The organism is Sphaerisporangium fuscum, assembly GCF_018531465.1.
Classification (GTDB): Bacteria; Actinomycetota; Actinomycetes; order Streptosporangiales; family Streptosporangiaceae; genus Sphaerisporangium; species Sphaerisporangium fuscum.
Genome location: NZ_JAHDTF010000036.1, coordinates 109,964 through 124,094 on the forward strand (window position 1 = coordinate 109,964; position 14,131 = coordinate 124,094).

Annotated in this window: 16 protein-coding genes; 9 read left to right on the plus strand and 7 right to left on the minus strand. The window is 67.4% G+C overall.

What is annotated here, in order from left to right; all coding sequences use genetic code 11:
- Positions 1–12 precede the first annotated feature (12 nt).
- The gene (locus KIK05_RS37870; protein ID WP_214415685.1) at positions 13–660 is read right to left on the minus strand and encodes a response regulator transcription factor; all 648 of its coding nucleotides are present in this window, start codon (positions 658–660) and stop codon (positions 13–15) included.
- On the minus strand, positions 645–1,901 hold the full coding sequence (locus tag KIK05_RS37875; RefSeq protein WP_214415686.1) for a sensor histidine kinase: 1,257 nt from the start codon (positions 1,899–1,901) through the stop codon (positions 645–647). Before KIK05_RS37875 ends, KIK05_RS37870 begins: the two co-directional genes overlap by 16 nt.
- A 383-nt stretch (positions 1,902–2,284) precedes the next feature.
- On the opposite strand from KIK05_RS37875, the gene KIK05_RS37880 reads away from it, so the two are divergent.
- Positions 2,285–2,923, plus strand: a complete 639-nt coding sequence (locus KIK05_RS37880; protein WP_308250285.1) for a class I SAM-dependent methyltransferase — start codon at positions 2,285–2,287, stop codon at positions 2,921–2,923.
- Between the two features lie 713 nt (positions 2,924–3,636).
- Entirely contained in the window at positions 3,637–3,819 is a 183-nt protein-coding gene (locus KIK05_RS37885; RefSeq protein WP_214415688.1) for a hypothetical protein, read from the plus strand.
- Between the two features lie 78 nt (positions 3,820–3,897).
- On the opposite strand, the gene KIK05_RS37890 is transcribed toward KIK05_RS37885, so the two are convergent.
- On the minus strand, positions 3,898–4,440 hold the full coding sequence (locus KIK05_RS37890) for a hypothetical protein (RefSeq protein WP_214415689.1): 543 nt from the start codon (positions 4,438–4,440) through the stop codon (positions 3,898–3,900).
- A gap of 208 nt (positions 4,441–4,648) precedes the next feature.
- On the opposite strand from KIK05_RS37890, the gene KIK05_RS37895 reads away from it, so the two are divergent.
- The 3 genes from KIK05_RS37895 to KIK05_RS37905 all read left to right on the plus strand — a co-directional run bounded on the left by KIK05_RS37895 (position 4,649) and on the right by KIK05_RS37905 (position 7,499).
- Positions 4,649–5,593: an acyltransferase domain-containing protein gene (locus tag KIK05_RS37895; protein WP_214415690.1), complete on the plus strand. Its 945-nt coding sequence runs from the start codon at positions 4,649–4,651 to the stop codon at positions 5,591–5,593.
- Positions 5,594–5,700: 107 nt separating this feature from the next.
- Complete coding sequence (locus KIK05_RS37900) at positions 5,701–6,135, plus strand: VOC family protein (RefSeq protein ID WP_214415691.1); 435 nt, start codon at positions 5,701–5,703, stop codon at positions 6,133–6,135.
- A gap of 182 nt (positions 6,136–6,317) precedes the next feature.
- The gene (locus KIK05_RS37905) at positions 6,318–7,499 is read left to right on the plus strand and encodes an IS701 family transposase (protein ID WP_443729133.1); all 1,182 of its coding nucleotides are present in this window, start codon (positions 6,318–6,320) and stop codon (positions 7,497–7,499) included.
- 126 nt (positions 7,500–7,625) lie between these two features.
- Here KIK05_RS37905 and sigJ read toward each other — a convergent pair whose 3' ends face one another.
- Positions 7,626–8,519 carry an RNA polymerase sigma factor SigJ gene (gene sigJ, locus KIK05_RS37910; protein WP_250564100.1) on the minus strand — a complete coding sequence of 298 codons (894 nt, stop codon included), beginning with the start codon at positions 8,517–8,519 and terminating at the stop codon, positions 7,626–7,628.
- Positions 8,520–8,626: 107 nt separating this feature from the next.
- On the opposite strand from sigJ, the gene KIK05_RS37915 reads away from it, so the two are divergent.
- Entirely contained in the window at positions 8,627–9,001 is a 375-nt protein-coding gene (locus tag KIK05_RS37915) for a hypothetical protein (RefSeq protein WP_214415693.1), read from the plus strand.
- A gap of 50 nt (positions 9,002–9,051) precedes the next feature.
- Here the strand turns inward: KIK05_RS37915 and KIK05_RS37920 are convergent, their stop codons facing one another.
- Positions 9,052–9,534, minus strand: a complete 483-nt coding sequence (locus KIK05_RS37920; RefSeq protein WP_214415694.1) for a MarR family winged helix-turn-helix transcriptional regulator — start codon at positions 9,532–9,534, stop codon at positions 9,052–9,054.
- Positions 9,535–9,597: 63 nt separating this feature from the next.
- Here KIK05_RS37920 and KIK05_RS37925 point away from each other — a divergent pair, with 63 nt between their 5' ends.
- Positions 9,598–9,978, plus strand: a complete 381-nt coding sequence (locus KIK05_RS37925; protein WP_214415695.1) for a tautomerase family protein — start codon at positions 9,598–9,600, stop codon at positions 9,976–9,978.
- Positions 9,979–10,096: 118 nt separating this feature from the next.
- Here the strand turns inward: KIK05_RS37925 and KIK05_RS37930 are convergent, their stop codons facing one another.
- The gene (locus KIK05_RS37930) at positions 10,097–10,585 is read right to left on the minus strand and encodes a pyridoxamine 5'-phosphate oxidase family protein (protein WP_214415696.1); all 489 of its coding nucleotides are present in this window, start codon (positions 10,583–10,585) and stop codon (positions 10,097–10,099) included.
- A gap of 189 nt (positions 10,586–10,774) precedes the next feature.
- On the opposite strand from KIK05_RS37930, the gene KIK05_RS37935 reads away from it, so the two are divergent.
- Positions 10,775–11,467 carry a poly-gamma-glutamate hydrolase family protein gene (locus tag KIK05_RS37935; protein WP_214415697.1) on the plus strand — a complete coding sequence of 231 codons (693 nt, stop codon included), beginning with the start codon at positions 10,775–10,777 and terminating at the stop codon, positions 11,465–11,467.
- 128 nt (positions 11,468–11,595) lie between these two features.
- Here the strand turns inward: KIK05_RS37935 and KIK05_RS37940 are convergent, their stop codons facing one another.
- Positions 11,596–12,240 carry a hypothetical protein gene (locus tag KIK05_RS37940; RefSeq protein ID WP_250564101.1) on the minus strand — a complete coding sequence of 215 codons (645 nt, stop codon included), beginning with the start codon at positions 12,238–12,240 and terminating at the stop codon, positions 11,596–11,598.
- A 313-nt stretch (positions 12,241–12,553) separates the two neighbouring features.
- Here KIK05_RS37940 and KIK05_RS37945 point away from each other — a divergent pair, with 313 nt between their 5' ends.
- Positions 12,554–13,036, plus strand: coding sequence for an HIT family protein (locus KIK05_RS37945; RefSeq protein ID WP_214415699.1), 483 nt, complete (start codon positions 12,554–12,556; stop codon positions 13,034–13,036).
- The last annotated feature ends 1,095 nt before the right edge of the window (positions 13,037–14,131 follow it).

The following is a 14,131-nucleotide window of genomic DNA, read 5'->3' on the forward strand; positions in this document are numbered from 1 at the left end:
AGCACGCACACGTCAGGGGTTGTTCAGGAAAGTGAGGACGGCGAGGACGCGGCGGTTGCTGTTGTCGTCATCGGTGATGCCGAGCTTGCCGAAAATAGAGGTGGTGTACTTGCTGATTGCGCTTTCGCTGAGGAAGAGCCGCTGACCGATGGCCTGATTGGACAGCCCTTCGGCCATGAGGTTGAGCACGGAGTGTTCGCGTTCGGTCAGCCGTCCGAGCCGTCGCGTCGAGGACCCGCTGGACAGCAGTTTGGCGATGACGGCCGGATCCATGGCGGTCCCGCCCCCGGCGACACGCTCCAGGGCATCGATGAACTGATCGGCGTCGAAGACGCTCTCCTTGAGGAGGTAGCCGATGCCACCGGTGCCGTCGGCGAGGAGTTCGCGGGCATAGAGCTGTTCGACGTGCTGAGAAAGGATCAGGACCGGCAGCCCGGGCACTTCACCACGGGCGGCGAGAGCCGCCCGCAGGCCCTCGTCCGCCTGGGTCGGCGGCATGCGAACGTCGACGACGGAGACATCCGGGCGCCACTTCAGCATCGCGTCGAGCGTCTCGGGCCCGGTGGTCGCCGTCGCCACCACCTCGTGTCCGTAGGCCTCGATGAGGCGGACCATCCCGTCACGCAGGAGATAGAGGTCTTCGGCTACAACGATTCGCATGGCACCATCATCCTCACGAGGGTCGGGCCGCCCACCGGGCTGGTGATCTCCACGGCGCCGTCGAAGACCGAGAGCCGGCGGCGTAGCCCCGCGAGCCCCCCGTCGGCTCGCACGACGACGCCTCCCCGGCCGTCGTCTTCGACGTCGACGACGATGCCGCTGCCGTCCCTGGCGAAGGAGATGCGCGCCCGGGTCGCGTGGGCGTGCTTGACCGCGTTGGTCAGCAGTTCGGCGACTCCGAAATACAGGGCGGACTCGATCGGCGGGTCCAGGCGGAGCCGAATCTCGGCGCTGACGACCGCTTCGAGCGGGCTGTCCATGGCAAGAGCGCGGACGGCGTCGATGAGTCCTCGCTCGTTCAGCACCGGAGGGTTGATCCCCTTGACCAGCTCGCGGAGCTCGGTCAGTGACGTGGCGGCGCCGGCTCGCGCTTCCCGCAGCAGCGCCCTGGCCCGGTCGGGATCGGTTTCCATCAGCTTCTCCGCCGTCGCCAAGGAGAGCCCGAGCGTGACCAGGCGTGCCTGCGCTCCGTCGTGCAGGTCCCGCTCGATCCGGCGGATCTCGGCGGCCTGAGCGACCGTCACATCCGCGCGCTGGGCCGTCAGCTCGTCGACCCGGCCGGCCAGCACCATCGCAGGCGGCGTGTCCAGGAAGCGGACGGCCACCGGCTCGACCGGCCGCCAGGCGTACGGCGCGGCGGCGATCGCCACGACCAGGCCGAGCACCCCGGCGAGCCGCGCCGAGAGCGACGGCTGGAGCGCCCCGAGGACCGCTGCGGCGACTCCGGCCGGCGGGATGGCCGCGACCAGGCCCATGGTGATCGGCGCGATCGCCGTGAACCGCACGTCCCGCCAGGTGGCGGGGTCGCGCAATCGGGTTCGCCACTGCTGGTCCATGCGGGCGTCGCGGCTGGAGCGCTCGTAGGAGTACCCGTTCCACCAGTAGCCGGTCGCCATCTGCGTCACCGGGCCGGCCTGCCGATATCCGGCGGGAATGACGGTGCCCGTCCACTTCGCGACGAGCGAGCGGACCATCCCGCAGACCGGACGGGACAGGGCGAAAGTGCCGAACCCCGCCCATAAGAACGGCGCTATCCACGACCACGGGTTGCCGCCCCACCAGATCCACAGCGCCACGGCGGCGGCCCACACAGCCGGGACCAGCATGCTCACGGCCAGCACGACGCACGCGCGTACGAACCCCACGCAGGCACTCGCCGCCCACGCCCCCAACTGTCGCATGACCCTTCCTTCTCGCCTCATGACCCGGACCGTGGCTCCCACGGCTCCTGAAGTGCGCCGATCCGGCCGGTCCGGCTCGATGCCTCCACTGTGCACCGCGCGGAGCCCTGGTCCCACCGAATCGGCCCTGAAGTAGGTCCAGCCCCACCCATCTGTACGCTCAGCCGCACACGGAACCATCCATGCGCTCAGGTCGCCCGCGCAGACGGAGGGCGGCGACGACGGCGCCGAGAAGCCGAGGGGTCGGCCTGACGGTCTTCCTGCCGGTCGACCAGGCATCGTCCATGGGCGCGTGTCGTCACGGGGACGACGGCGCCGGTCGTCCATGGGCGCGTGTCGTCGCGGGGACGACGGCGCCGGTCGATGAACTACAGTCGTGCGCCGTGACCGAATCCCCCTCCTATCTGACAGCGACGGCGGAGGCCTACGACGCCATGGCCGTTCGCTACGCCGAGTTCGTCCGGAACTACCTCGACGGTCAGCCCCTCGACCGCGCGACGCTCGCCGCGTTCGCCGACTTCGTACGGACCGCCGGCGCCGGACCCGTTCTCGAGGTCGGTTGCGGCCCCGGACACCTGACGGCGCACCTTCAGAAGCTGGGACTGGACGCCTCCGGCGTCGACCTGTCACCCGTGATGATCGACCTCGCCCGCGAGGCCCACCCGGATCTGCGCTTCCAGGTCGGTTCGATGGACGCCTTGGACCTGGCCGACGGCCAACTGGGCGGCATCCTGTCCTGGTACTCGATCATCCATACTCCGCCGCATGAACTGCCGCCGTACTTCGCCGAGTTCCGCCGGCTGCTGGCCCCGGGCGGCTACCTCCTGCTCGGTTTCTTCGAATCCGAGGGCGAGCCGGTGACGGCATTCGACCACAAGGTGACACCGGCCTACCGGTGGCCGATCGACGACCTCGCGGAGCTGGCGCGCAAGGAACAGTTCGTCGAAGTGGGACGGACGTTGCGCGCCCCCCAGGAAGGGGAGCGGTTCCGCCAAGGCCATCTGCTGATGCGCAGACAGTAGACCCGGCCGCCCACACCCGCCCGGAACCGGCGCCCAGATCTCCGGGAGCCAACGACACGAACGCCGTTCTCCCTGGTCAGGAGTGCGGCGTTCGTCCCGCAAGGGCTCGGTCCCACAAGATCGAGCCCTTGCCTCCCGAAGATCAACAGGAGGCGCCCTGGACCGAGCTCGGCGGCTCGGTCCACGATGAGGGCATGACGGAGAACGGGTCAGCGCAGCCGCCCGCGGCGGGCGCAGGAGCAGGCTTACGCCTGAACTGGGCGGCAGTGAGCGCTCTGGCGGGTGCGGTCGCCGCCGTGGTCGCACTCATCGCCTACCTGGCGCCGCCGCCCCCTCCTCCGCCGCCCCAGCCCGACGCGGTGGTCACCACCCCGACCTCCACCCCACCTTCACAGCCTCAGCCCGATGACGAGGTCGCCACCCCGACCTCGACCCCGCCTCCGGAGCCTCAGCCCGACGAGGTGGACACCACGCCGACCCCGCGGCGGTCATCACCAGATCCGGTCACCACCCGGCCCACCCCGAGGCGCTCGCGCGAGTCCAACACGCCCCCAAGCCCCACGCGAGCGGACCCGTTCTCCCCTCCACAGCTGTCAGCGGTCCGGCCCGGCGGCTGCGACGAGACGGCGACGGCACTGACCGCGTACCGCCGGAACGCCGGCACCAGCCGCAGCAGCCAGGCAGCCGCTGCCCACCAGACATACCTCGACCTGATGAGCGCGGTCCTCGACGCGCAAGGAGTCGTGGGAGCGACGATCAGTCGGCTGGCCGCCGAATTCCAGGAACTGAACTTCCGCTTGACCGGCATGACCGGCGGCGATCCCAACCAGGTGATCGCGGATATCAACACGGACCTCGCCGATCTCAGAAGGTTGTGCCGATCCAGTACGACCTGACGACACATCACAGCAGCACTGGCGCGCGGCGGCTGCGGAGCAGCGGGGCGACTGGGCGCGACGAGGGACGGCGGCCCGTCAGAACCCGAATATGGCCAGGAAGGTGAGACCGAGGCTCATGACCACCAAAGGAAGCGTTCTGGGCTGCCGGGCCGCCTCTCGTCGTGACGAGGTCACCAGCGTGGCGCCCACGGCCAGAGCCGACAGCAGGTGCAGGCCGTACCACCAGAGGGTGGGCAGGCGTCCCAGGACGGTGTCGCTCAGCGAGTCGTCGGTGACTCCGAAACCGGAGAGCGCGCCGAGCACACCCAGGCCCAGCACCGCGAGCGCGAACCGGAAACGACCGAGCAGCGCCCAGACAACGGTCCCGATGACGAGCAGGGTCGAAGAACTGTAGTGCAGTTGCCGCATATACAGCCCTGACCGCACGTCGAGACTGATGTGCAGGATCGAGGCGTAGGCGACGCTCATGGGGGTGCCCCGCAGCGGTTCATAGGAGCCGCTGTAGGAAACAACTTCGTTTCCGGGTGTGTAGAAGAACGCCAGGAAACCGCCGGTGAGCAGGACGACCACAAAACAGTAGACCAGTATCTCGCCCATCAGCTGCCTTATCCGCTCCATGGACATATCCCACCACAAAAGAGCACCCCAAGATCACACTGTGCGACGGCCACGCTGAACGCCTCTGGATCGCCCTTGCGGCGCGACCCACGGCCTACGTACATCGCCTCGTATCGCTGTTGGGTGCAGCGGACCGGGTCGTCGTGGCGGGATCTGCCCGAACGGTACGGGCTGTGGAAGACGCCCACCGGCCGGTAGGGTCGTCCGCGTGGATCTGGATGCCACCGCCGCCCGGCTCGGGGTACCGGTCGAGGACATCGACCGCGTGCACCGGCTCGCCGGCGACCGGCCGTCGGCTCCGCTGCCCGCCAAGGCCGACGCGCCCGCGATCCTCGACCGGCTCGCGGTGCCGCCGGACGACGCCGCCGAGATCATGGCGGGCTGGCCCGACGCCGACTCTCCACTGTGGACTCCGGAGCTGCGCTGGCTGCTCGACCGCTCGATCGCCCTGGTCCGCGCCGATCTCGGGGGCCACGGCTGGCTGTCGCCCGGTCCGGAGCTGCCGCGCGAACGAAGCCCCGCCTGGCGGCATCTCTACGTGTACGTGTACCTGGCCCTGATCGACGTAGTCAGGGAGTACCACCGCGACCACGGCATCGCCGACGCCGTGTCGTGGACGACCCTCAAGGACCTGGGCCGCAACCTCGCGATCGACCGGCGGATGCACCGCGAGGGCTGGCCGGTCATGCAGAGCTGGCTGACGCTGCACGCGCGCGGCGGCATCTACGAGCTGGGCCGGTTGCAGCACCAGCGCGGCGGCACCGCCATCAGCCTGCACATCCCCGAGGCGGGGCCGATGGCGCCGGAGGCGATCACGGCGTCGCTCGACGAGGCCCGCGCGTTCTTCCCACGCCACTTTCCCGACGAGCGCTATACGTCGTTCTCCTGCGGCTCCTGGCTGCTCGACCCGCAGCTGCTGGAGTACCTGCCCGAGGACTCCAACATCGTCCGGTTCCAGCGAAGGTTCGAGCTGGAGCCCTACGAGGAGCCGGAGGGGCTGGACGCCGACGTCGAGGTCCTGCGGTTCGTGTTCCGCACCCTGACCACCCCGCTCGATCAGCTGCCGCGCCGTACCGTGCTCCAGCGCGCGATCGTCGACCACCTGAAGGCCGGCCGCCACTGGTACTGGCGCCGCGGCCACTTCCCGATCTAGCCACGGCTCAAGTCCCACTCATCTTCAGGAGTCGGCCGCATGTGCCACGACCTGGCCAGGGACGGGGCCGCGGAGACGACGAAAGACCCCTCCTCTATGGTGGACCGATGCCATCGGTCAAGCAGATCCAGGTCACCTTCGATTGCGCAGATCCTGAGCGTCTCGCTCGTTTCTGGTGCGAGGTGCTGGGATACGTCGTACCGCCGCCACCGGAGGGGTTCGCCACTTGGGACGATTTCGCTCGCGCGCTGCCGCCTGAGCATCAGGGTTCGGCGTTCGCGTGCATTGATCCCTCAGGTGTGGGCCCACGACTGTTCTTCCAGCGCGTTCCCGAAGGCAAGATCGTCAAGAATCGGCTGCATCTTGACGTACGGGTCGGCACCGGGCTCGTGGGCGAAGAGCGGCTGGCCGCACTTGAGGGCGAATGCGCACGACTGGTCGCGCTCGGCGCGGTACGCGTGCGGCTACTGCCTGCCGATGACGACAACGAGTCGTGCCTCGTGATGCAGGACATCGAGGGCAACGAATTCTGTCTCGACTGAGTGGCCGCGACGCGGCACCTTCGTGAGCCGACTGGTGCGGTTCGCCGTCACGAAGGGCGCCGTCCGCGGCGCGCCGACAGTCCTGATCCAGAACCCCCTCGGTGCCGGCCTGATCCGCCAGACGGGCCCTAGTACTCCAGCATCAGTTTGTGATCTTTAGTAGCTAGGGTCCTGGTCTTGTGATGGATCAGGACATTGCGGCGTGGGTGGCGGGGTTGGATGACCTGTTCGCGCGGGTGGCGAGCCGGTTCGGGCGGCCGGAGCCGCGGCGGCGGGCGCGGGCGTATGTGCGGGGGCTGCTGGCGCCGATCGAGGGCAAGAACGGGTGGACGCTGGCCGAGGCGGCGGGTGAGGCCAATCCGCTGGGCATGCAGCGGCTGTTGAACGCGGCCCGGTGGGACGCCGACGCGGTGCGCGATGACCTGCGCGCTTATGTGGTTGAGCACCTGGGTGCGCGTGATGGTGTGCTGATCGTGGACGAGACCGGGTTTGTGAAGAAGGGTGACAAGTCCGCAGGGGTGCAGCGTCAGTACTCCGGCACCGCGGGCCGGATCGAGAACTGTCAGCTAGGGGTGTTCCTGGCCTATGCCACCGGCTCGGGACGGACGTTCTTGGATCGGGAGCTGTATCTGCCCAAGTCGTGGATCGGTGATCGCGACCGGTGTGCCGAGGCGGGGATCGGGGCCGAGGTGGAGTTCGCCACCAAACAGGTGCTGGCGCGTCGGATGCTGACCCGGGCGATCGAGGCGGGGGTGCCGGCCGCCTGGGTGACCGCCGATGAGGCCTATGGCCAGGACTATAAGTTCCGCGTCTTTCTCGAGCAGTACCGCATCGGCTATGTGGTGGCGGTACCACGCAGTCAGGCGATCAGCGCCGGGCTGGGGCCCAGGGCTCGCGCCGACAGCCTGCTCGCCGAGGTGCCCGCATCCGCCTGGAAGCGCATCTCGGCCGGTCAAGGTGCTAAGGGGCCGCGCCTGTATGACTGGGCGATGGCCACCTTGCCGATCATCCGCGAGCCGGAGGAGGGGTATGAGCGGTGGATCCTCATCCGCCGTAGCATCACCCAGCCCGACGAGGTGGCCTTCTACCTCGGCTTCGGTCCAGCCGGCACCACGATCGGCGAGTTGGTGCGGGTCGCTGGAAGCCGGTGGGCCGTTGAGGAATGCTTCCAGAGCGCCAAGACCGAAGTTGGCCTGGACCAGTACCAGGTTCGCCGTTACGAGGCCTGGTATCGGCACATCACCTTGGCCATGCTCGCCCACGCCTATCTCGCCGTCACTGCGGCAAACAGCGGGCCGAAACGGATCGGGACGGCCTTGTCCCCCTCTCCATGGGAGAGGTCAGACGTCTACTGGCACACATGATCACACAACCGCCCGACCTTGATCAAATCCAGGCATGGTCCCACTGGCGCCGCCGTCACCAATACACCGCCAAGATCAGCCACTACCGGCGAAGACAGCCTCAGATCACAAACTGATGCTGGAGTACTAGCCGGCCCGTCCCCACAGTCGCAGCTTCTCCGGATTGCGGACCACCCAGATCCGGGTGACGCGGCCGTCGGCGACATCGAACGCGGCTACGGTCATGACGACGCCGGCACGCTGGGCCACCAGGCCCGGCACACCGTTGACCGACCGCTCCAGGAGTTCGAGCCCCGGAGCCTTGTCGGCGATGGCGACCATGTACTGGGCGATCCGCGAACCGCCTTCGATCGGGCGCAGGACGGTGCCGACCATGCCGCCGCCGTCGGCGGTCATCACGGCGGCCGGGTCGAGGAGGTCGACGAGGGCCGCGATGTCCTTCGTCTCCCATGCCTCTTTGACATGCCGCACCGCGTCGGTCTGCCCGGCCGCCGTCACGGGAGCACGCGCGACGCCCACCCGCCGTCGGGCGGAGGATGCCAGCTGCTTGCAGGCCGCAGGGTTCCGGCCGAGGATGCCGGCGATCTCGGCGAAGGGGTAACGGAAGACGTCGTGCAGGACGAACGCCACCCGCTCTGCGGGCGTCATCGACTCCAGGACGACGAGGAAGGCCATGGTCACCGATTCGTCCAGGACCATCTGGTCGGCGGGGTCGGTGCCATGGCCGTGGTCCCACTCGGCGCGGTCGGGCAGCGGCTCGGGCAGCCACGCGCCGACATAGCTTTCACGCCGGACCCGCGCCGAGCCGAGCACGTCCAGGCAGATGCGGCCGGTCACCGTCGTCAACCAGGCACCAGGAGACACGATCTCCTCCTGCCGGCTTCGTGGCAGCGCGTACCAGCGCGCGTAGGCCTCCTGTACGGCGTCCTCGGCCTCGGCCAGTGAACCGAGCAACCGGTAGGCGACATTGATCAGTTGGCGCCGCTCGCCGGCTATCTCATCGATGCTCGTCCCAGCCATTCCCATGCTCCCGACCGCCTCCTCGCCTTACCTTTCGCAGGCCCGCGTCGTCGGACTGGTGAGACCTTACCGATTCACTGCCTTCGGGCGGACAAGGGGACCGTGACATGGCCACCCAGGCGACGGCACAGCGCCGCTTCTCGTTTCTGCAGATCGCGATCACCCTGCAGACCCTGACCATCTTCCTTCAAGCGGCCTCGGCCGGACTGCTGCTGACCTCGTCCTACGGAGAAACGCTGCACAGTATCGGAGCCCGCGTGATGTGGGGGGCGTCGCTGCTGTACGTGCTCGCGGCGGTGCTGGCGTGGAAGCCGGGCGGCGGCTCGCCCCGGCCCATCTGGCACGCGTCGGGCTTTCTCGTCCTCGCCTCCGTCCAGGTCGTGCTCGGCATCGCGCACATACCGTCGGTCCATCTTCCGCTGGGCGTCCTGATGTTCGGGCTGAGTGTGCTGGCGTCGGCACGGCGCTTCGGCAGGCCGTAGTAGATCCACCCCAACGTCACGGTGTTTCGCACCATTTCCGTACGAAAGCGCTACTGACCGATTCGATGCCGGTCGCCCACCTGCTCCAAGGCGGCCTCGTAGGCACGCAGGGCGGTGATGACCGTGGCGCGTTCGGCGGGGTCGAGGTCGCGCATGACGCTTTCCCAGGCCGAGGCGCTGCCAGAAAGCCATTCGCTGATCGGTGCGATGTAGGCGGGGGCGATGGCGATGATGCGGCGGCGGCGGTCGGCGGGATCGGCGGTGCGTTCCAGGACGCCCGGCCGCGACAGCTCACTCACCATGAGGCTGACGGTCGTCGGGGCCACCTCCAGCCGGGCGGCGAGCTCGTTGACGCTGGCAGGACCGTCGTACTCCAGGTGGGCCAGCAGCGCGAGATGCCGCGGCGCGAGATCCAGGCCCTGGAGCGCTGGAGGGATGGGCAGGCGCTTGGCGCGGCCGACGAGCCGTGGCATGAGCAGCAGCAGGGTACGGACGGCCTCGTCGACGGCCGGACCGTCCGATTCGATGGACATCGGCGAGATCTCCCAATACCTTTGATTTCAAAGCCTTTGAAGTTAAAGGAAACGAGGTCCACTGTGCCGCACCTGACCGTCCACCTTCCAGAGAACAGGCTGACCGGTAGTGAAGCCAAGCTCGTCACCGCCCTGACCGAGGCGATCGTCGGCGTCTACGGCGACTGGGCCCGCGACCTCGTGAGCATCCGCCTGGCCGGAGTCCCCGCAGGCCGCTTCGCGCAGGGCGGCACGGCCGTGGACACGAACGTCTCGGTGACTCTGGGCGTCCGCGCCGGCGTCTTCGACCGCCCCGACGCCGCCCAGATCACCGCGCGCCTCGGCGCCGCCCTCACCGACGCGATCACGCGCGTCCTCGGCGAGGAACTCCGCACCGGCACCATGGTCGAACTCGTGGCGTCCCCGCAGGAACGGACCTTCGTCGGCGGCGCCCTCGCCGTATGACCGCTCGCCGAAATGGCCGATCCCCCGGAGCCGGAGTGCCCTCGCCGGAGTGCCAAGAGCAGTCACCTTGCGGGGAGGGCATGGCCGGCGGCACAGCGAACCTCAGTGCCGACCGTGGCTACGGCTTGAGGCGGTGAAGTCCCTGGCCGGGACGCCAAAGGTCGATCACCATGACAGACGCCTCGAACTGCGTCAGTACGACCTCGCGGATGTCGGCCTTGAAGAAATGGGACTCGCTGAAGGCATCGGGACCAAAGCCGCGCGCAACCAACATCGGCCCGATCTGGTCCCGGTCGGTGATCTCGACCGCGTACCCGGACAGCTTGGTGTCACCGGATGAGGCGGCCGAATCGTCGGCGCCAAGGAGAACCGGAGGGCCGTGCAGAGCGAAGCGTGGGTCACGCTTCAGGTCGCGAGCCTTCAGGGCGCCGGGCATCGATCCGAACCACAGATCGTCGCCGATGACGTAGGCCTCGATGCCGCTGACGCGCGGTGAGCCGTCCTTGCGAAGTGTCGCGATGGTCTTGTGCTTGTGCGACTCGAACGACTCCCGGACCTGGGCGGCGAACTCCGGTGCCGATTCGGCGACTTCACGCCAGGTGGCCATGTGTTCCCCCAACATACGATCTTGTACAACCGGCCTAGCCTGTCACGTAGAACCGACAAAAAACGTTGTGGCGTACCCAGGTGAAGAACGACTTCATCTGTGCTTTCGCCCAGGTCGGCACCTTGGACACGTGGCATCTGCCACGCCGGGAAGCCGAGAACGGCACGAACCAATGACACGATAGGCGTCATGCGAAAGACAGTCGCCGCAAGCCTGCTTTTCCTGCTCCTCCCCCTGACCGTCCCGCACACCGCCCACGCCGAGGTCGCCGACGTCTACCCCGACTACGCGACCCTTGCCGCGAACGAGGTCGAGGGCCGGGACTACCTGCGCATGTGGCGCCTCCCCAAGGGGGCCACCGTGGCGCACATCGCCATCCACGGCGGCGCGATCGAGTCACCGACCACCCAGCTGGCCGACTACGCGGCGGGCAAAACGCAGGCCTTCTACTCCTTCGCCGGTATCAAGCCCGACGGCAACGACCGGCTCCACATCACCGCGACCCACTTCGACGAGCCCCGCGCACTCAAGCTGGTCGGCGCGGTCGACTACACCGTCTCCTGGCACGCCGCCGCGGGCAGCGAGGCGACGACCTACGTGGGCGGCCGAGACACCAAGCTGGCCGCCAAGATCATCGCCGCCCTGAAGAAGGCCGGGTTCACGGTCGCCGACACGGTCCCCGACAGGATCGACGGCACGAGCCCACGCAACATCGCCAACAAGAACAAGCGCGGCATGGGCGTGCAACTGGAGATCAGCAAGGGCCAGCGCATGCGTTTCTTCGCCGACGGCAAGCTGACCAGGGCCTGGGTGGAGAACCCGGCCAACCGCACCCCGGCCTTCTACAAGTACGTCGCCGCCGTCAACCGCGCGCTCGGCTGACACCAGCTCGTGCACGCGGCGCAGGAGCGCTCGCCAGTGTCCGTGATCTCCTGGGTGTCGTCGAAGACCGCTTCGGCCGGACGCGGAGGCACCGCCTCTGCGTACGGCCGAGGCGGTCAGCCGCATGGTCAAGGCCTGTGGACGTTCGACAGCGGCAGATAGGAGCTGAAATGGTCGGCCACGATGTCCGCCACGGCCTCCGCATCGTCGTGCCCATCAACCTCAAGGACTCGTATGCCCAGGCGACGAGCGGAGCGGGCGGCCTCGCCCGCGACGAGGCGGTCTCGGGCGAGTCGGTTGCGCTGTGCTCGATCGGGGTCGCTGACCGCGTGACCGACGGCGGCGGCACGCGACAGTTCACGGAGCTGACGCTCACGGAATTCCTCGCTCGGCACCATCACGATCATTCGACGGGATGAGTCGATGATGGGGGCGACCAGTTCGGGACGCAGCCCCCAGCCTTCGGCGATGACGGGCCGCCCCGATACCAGGCCGCGCAGATCGTCCAAAGCCCACTCGAACCGCGTGCGGAAGCCGGCCAGGGTCTCGTCAGCCATCTGTTGAGGGCTGGTGTTCACCCAGACGCTGTCCGGATCGGGGTCTGCGATCGGCTCGCCACGTCGCGCTCGGCGTGCGACCCGACGGTCATCGTGTGCACGCGCGTCGTGATAGTCGTAGTGGTACGCGGTCAGCCCGTATCGGATGGCCAGCAGCCTGGCGACGGTGGATTTTCCGGCCCATTGGCCACCTCCGATCCATAGGGCGCTGCGCAAAGTACCGAACGGATCCGAGATCTCACTACCCCTAGCGTTCACGGTTGCAGCCTGGCAGCTGTACAGACCAAAGAAACAGTCTTGTTCTGCCTGGCCGGCCGGGAGATGCTCGTAGAGAGGGGAAGTGCCGGCTTGTCGAACGCCTCTGGCGCAGTGGCACCACAACAGGAACGGTAACGGCTTATCTGCCCATGACAGGACTCACGGCGGGCTCAGCGAGGGTTTCACGGCTGGAGGTGCGGCCCGCGCGCATACCTGGTTGCTCAAGCCAAATCATTCGCTGTGAATGCCGCTCGCTGTCACCATGTTGGCCATGGGCAACCTTGGCGTATCGGACTGCGTCTTCTGCGCGATCCTTCGCGGTGAGGGTGAGGCGAGCATTCCCTACGCGGACGACCGCGTCATGGTGATCATGGACATAGGAGCCGTCACCCCTGGCCACCTCCTCGTCATTCCACGCGTTCACGCCGTTGGGTTGGAAGACCTTGATGAGGAGACGAGTGCGCATGTATGGACGATCGGCCATCGGATGGCCCGAGCTCTGCGGCGCTCTGGTTTGCGATGTGAGGGCGTGAACGTCTTCCTGGCGGACGGGAAAGCAGCGTTTCAGGAGGTCTTCCACTTTCACCTGCATGTGTTCCCTCGCTTCGAGGGGGACAGCTTCCAGATAGCCGCCGACTGGGGCACAAGGGCACGGAGTCTGCTCGACCAGGAATCGAAGGCGGTCCGGTCCGGCTTGGCAGCGCTGGAATTACCCACCGCGGACACGGGAACCAATCGTGATATGCCTGCCTGACATCATCACTCCGCTCGACGGCCACCACCGAAGCCCGGTCCCCCAATCCCGTGTGATAGCCGGCGGGATCTCGACCTGGAGACCGGAACCGCACGGGTCGAGCGGCAGAGGGATTCGTTACTTCTAGCTGAGATCGGGCGCGATCGTGGCGCCGATGGCCTGGGCAAGCTCGACGGGTAGGGGATACCGATATAGTGCCCCTCCTGCTCGCGCTGACCTCGACATAGGCCGTGCCGGACTCAGATGGACTTAACCCAGGATCGAGCCTTCCTCTCAGGCATCCCGAGCTCGTTCCGGACAAGTCGGATCGCTTGCTCCTCTTGCCCGTGAACCTTAAGTTGCCGGACGCGCCCGGTGAGTTCCTCTGCTCGTATCCGATCGGTATATCGAAGTACGCGGCGCTGCCTGAATATCCGAATGAGGAGCACCAGCCACAAGCCGAAGAAGCAGATGGCTAGCACAGGGACGACAAAGGTGATGAGGTCAAACACAAGTTCACCGTAGCCCCTGCCTCCGCAACGATGGCGGCGATGCGGTTAAGCGCTTGGCTGTACAGCCACGAGTACAGCCAAGGGGCCCGAACGACGACGGAAGCCAGCGAACGGCCACGGACGGCAGACCCTCAGATCGGAGCCTTGGAGCTTCATCGAATCGTCTTCTCCTAATCCGCAGTTCCCAGGTCGCCTGGCTTCCCTAGGAGCAGTGGCGGTCTCCGATGCTATCCAGCGTCCCCGGCGTCGTGCCCGATCGCCTACGCAAGCCGTACCCATGCGGGGAGGCGCGGCGCAATGTCGGAGACCGTCTCAACGAGAGTACCGCCGTGCCCGTCGCGTGCCCGATGGAGCGGGAAACGAGGGGGAACAGCGGGGAGTCACGGGGAACGCGATCAGTGTGCTGATCTGTGGTTCTGCTGGTGGAGCAAGATCGGCAGGCGTCTTCGCAAGCAGGATGTCAGGAGTTCGAATCTCCTAGTAGTGCTTTGTTAGGTCGGCGTGTCGTGGAGCCACTGTGACGGTGTGGGTAGTTTCATGCTGCGATGACCCCCCATGAGCTTTCGGTTGTGCGGCAGCGCCTTGAGGCGTTCGCCGCGGAGAT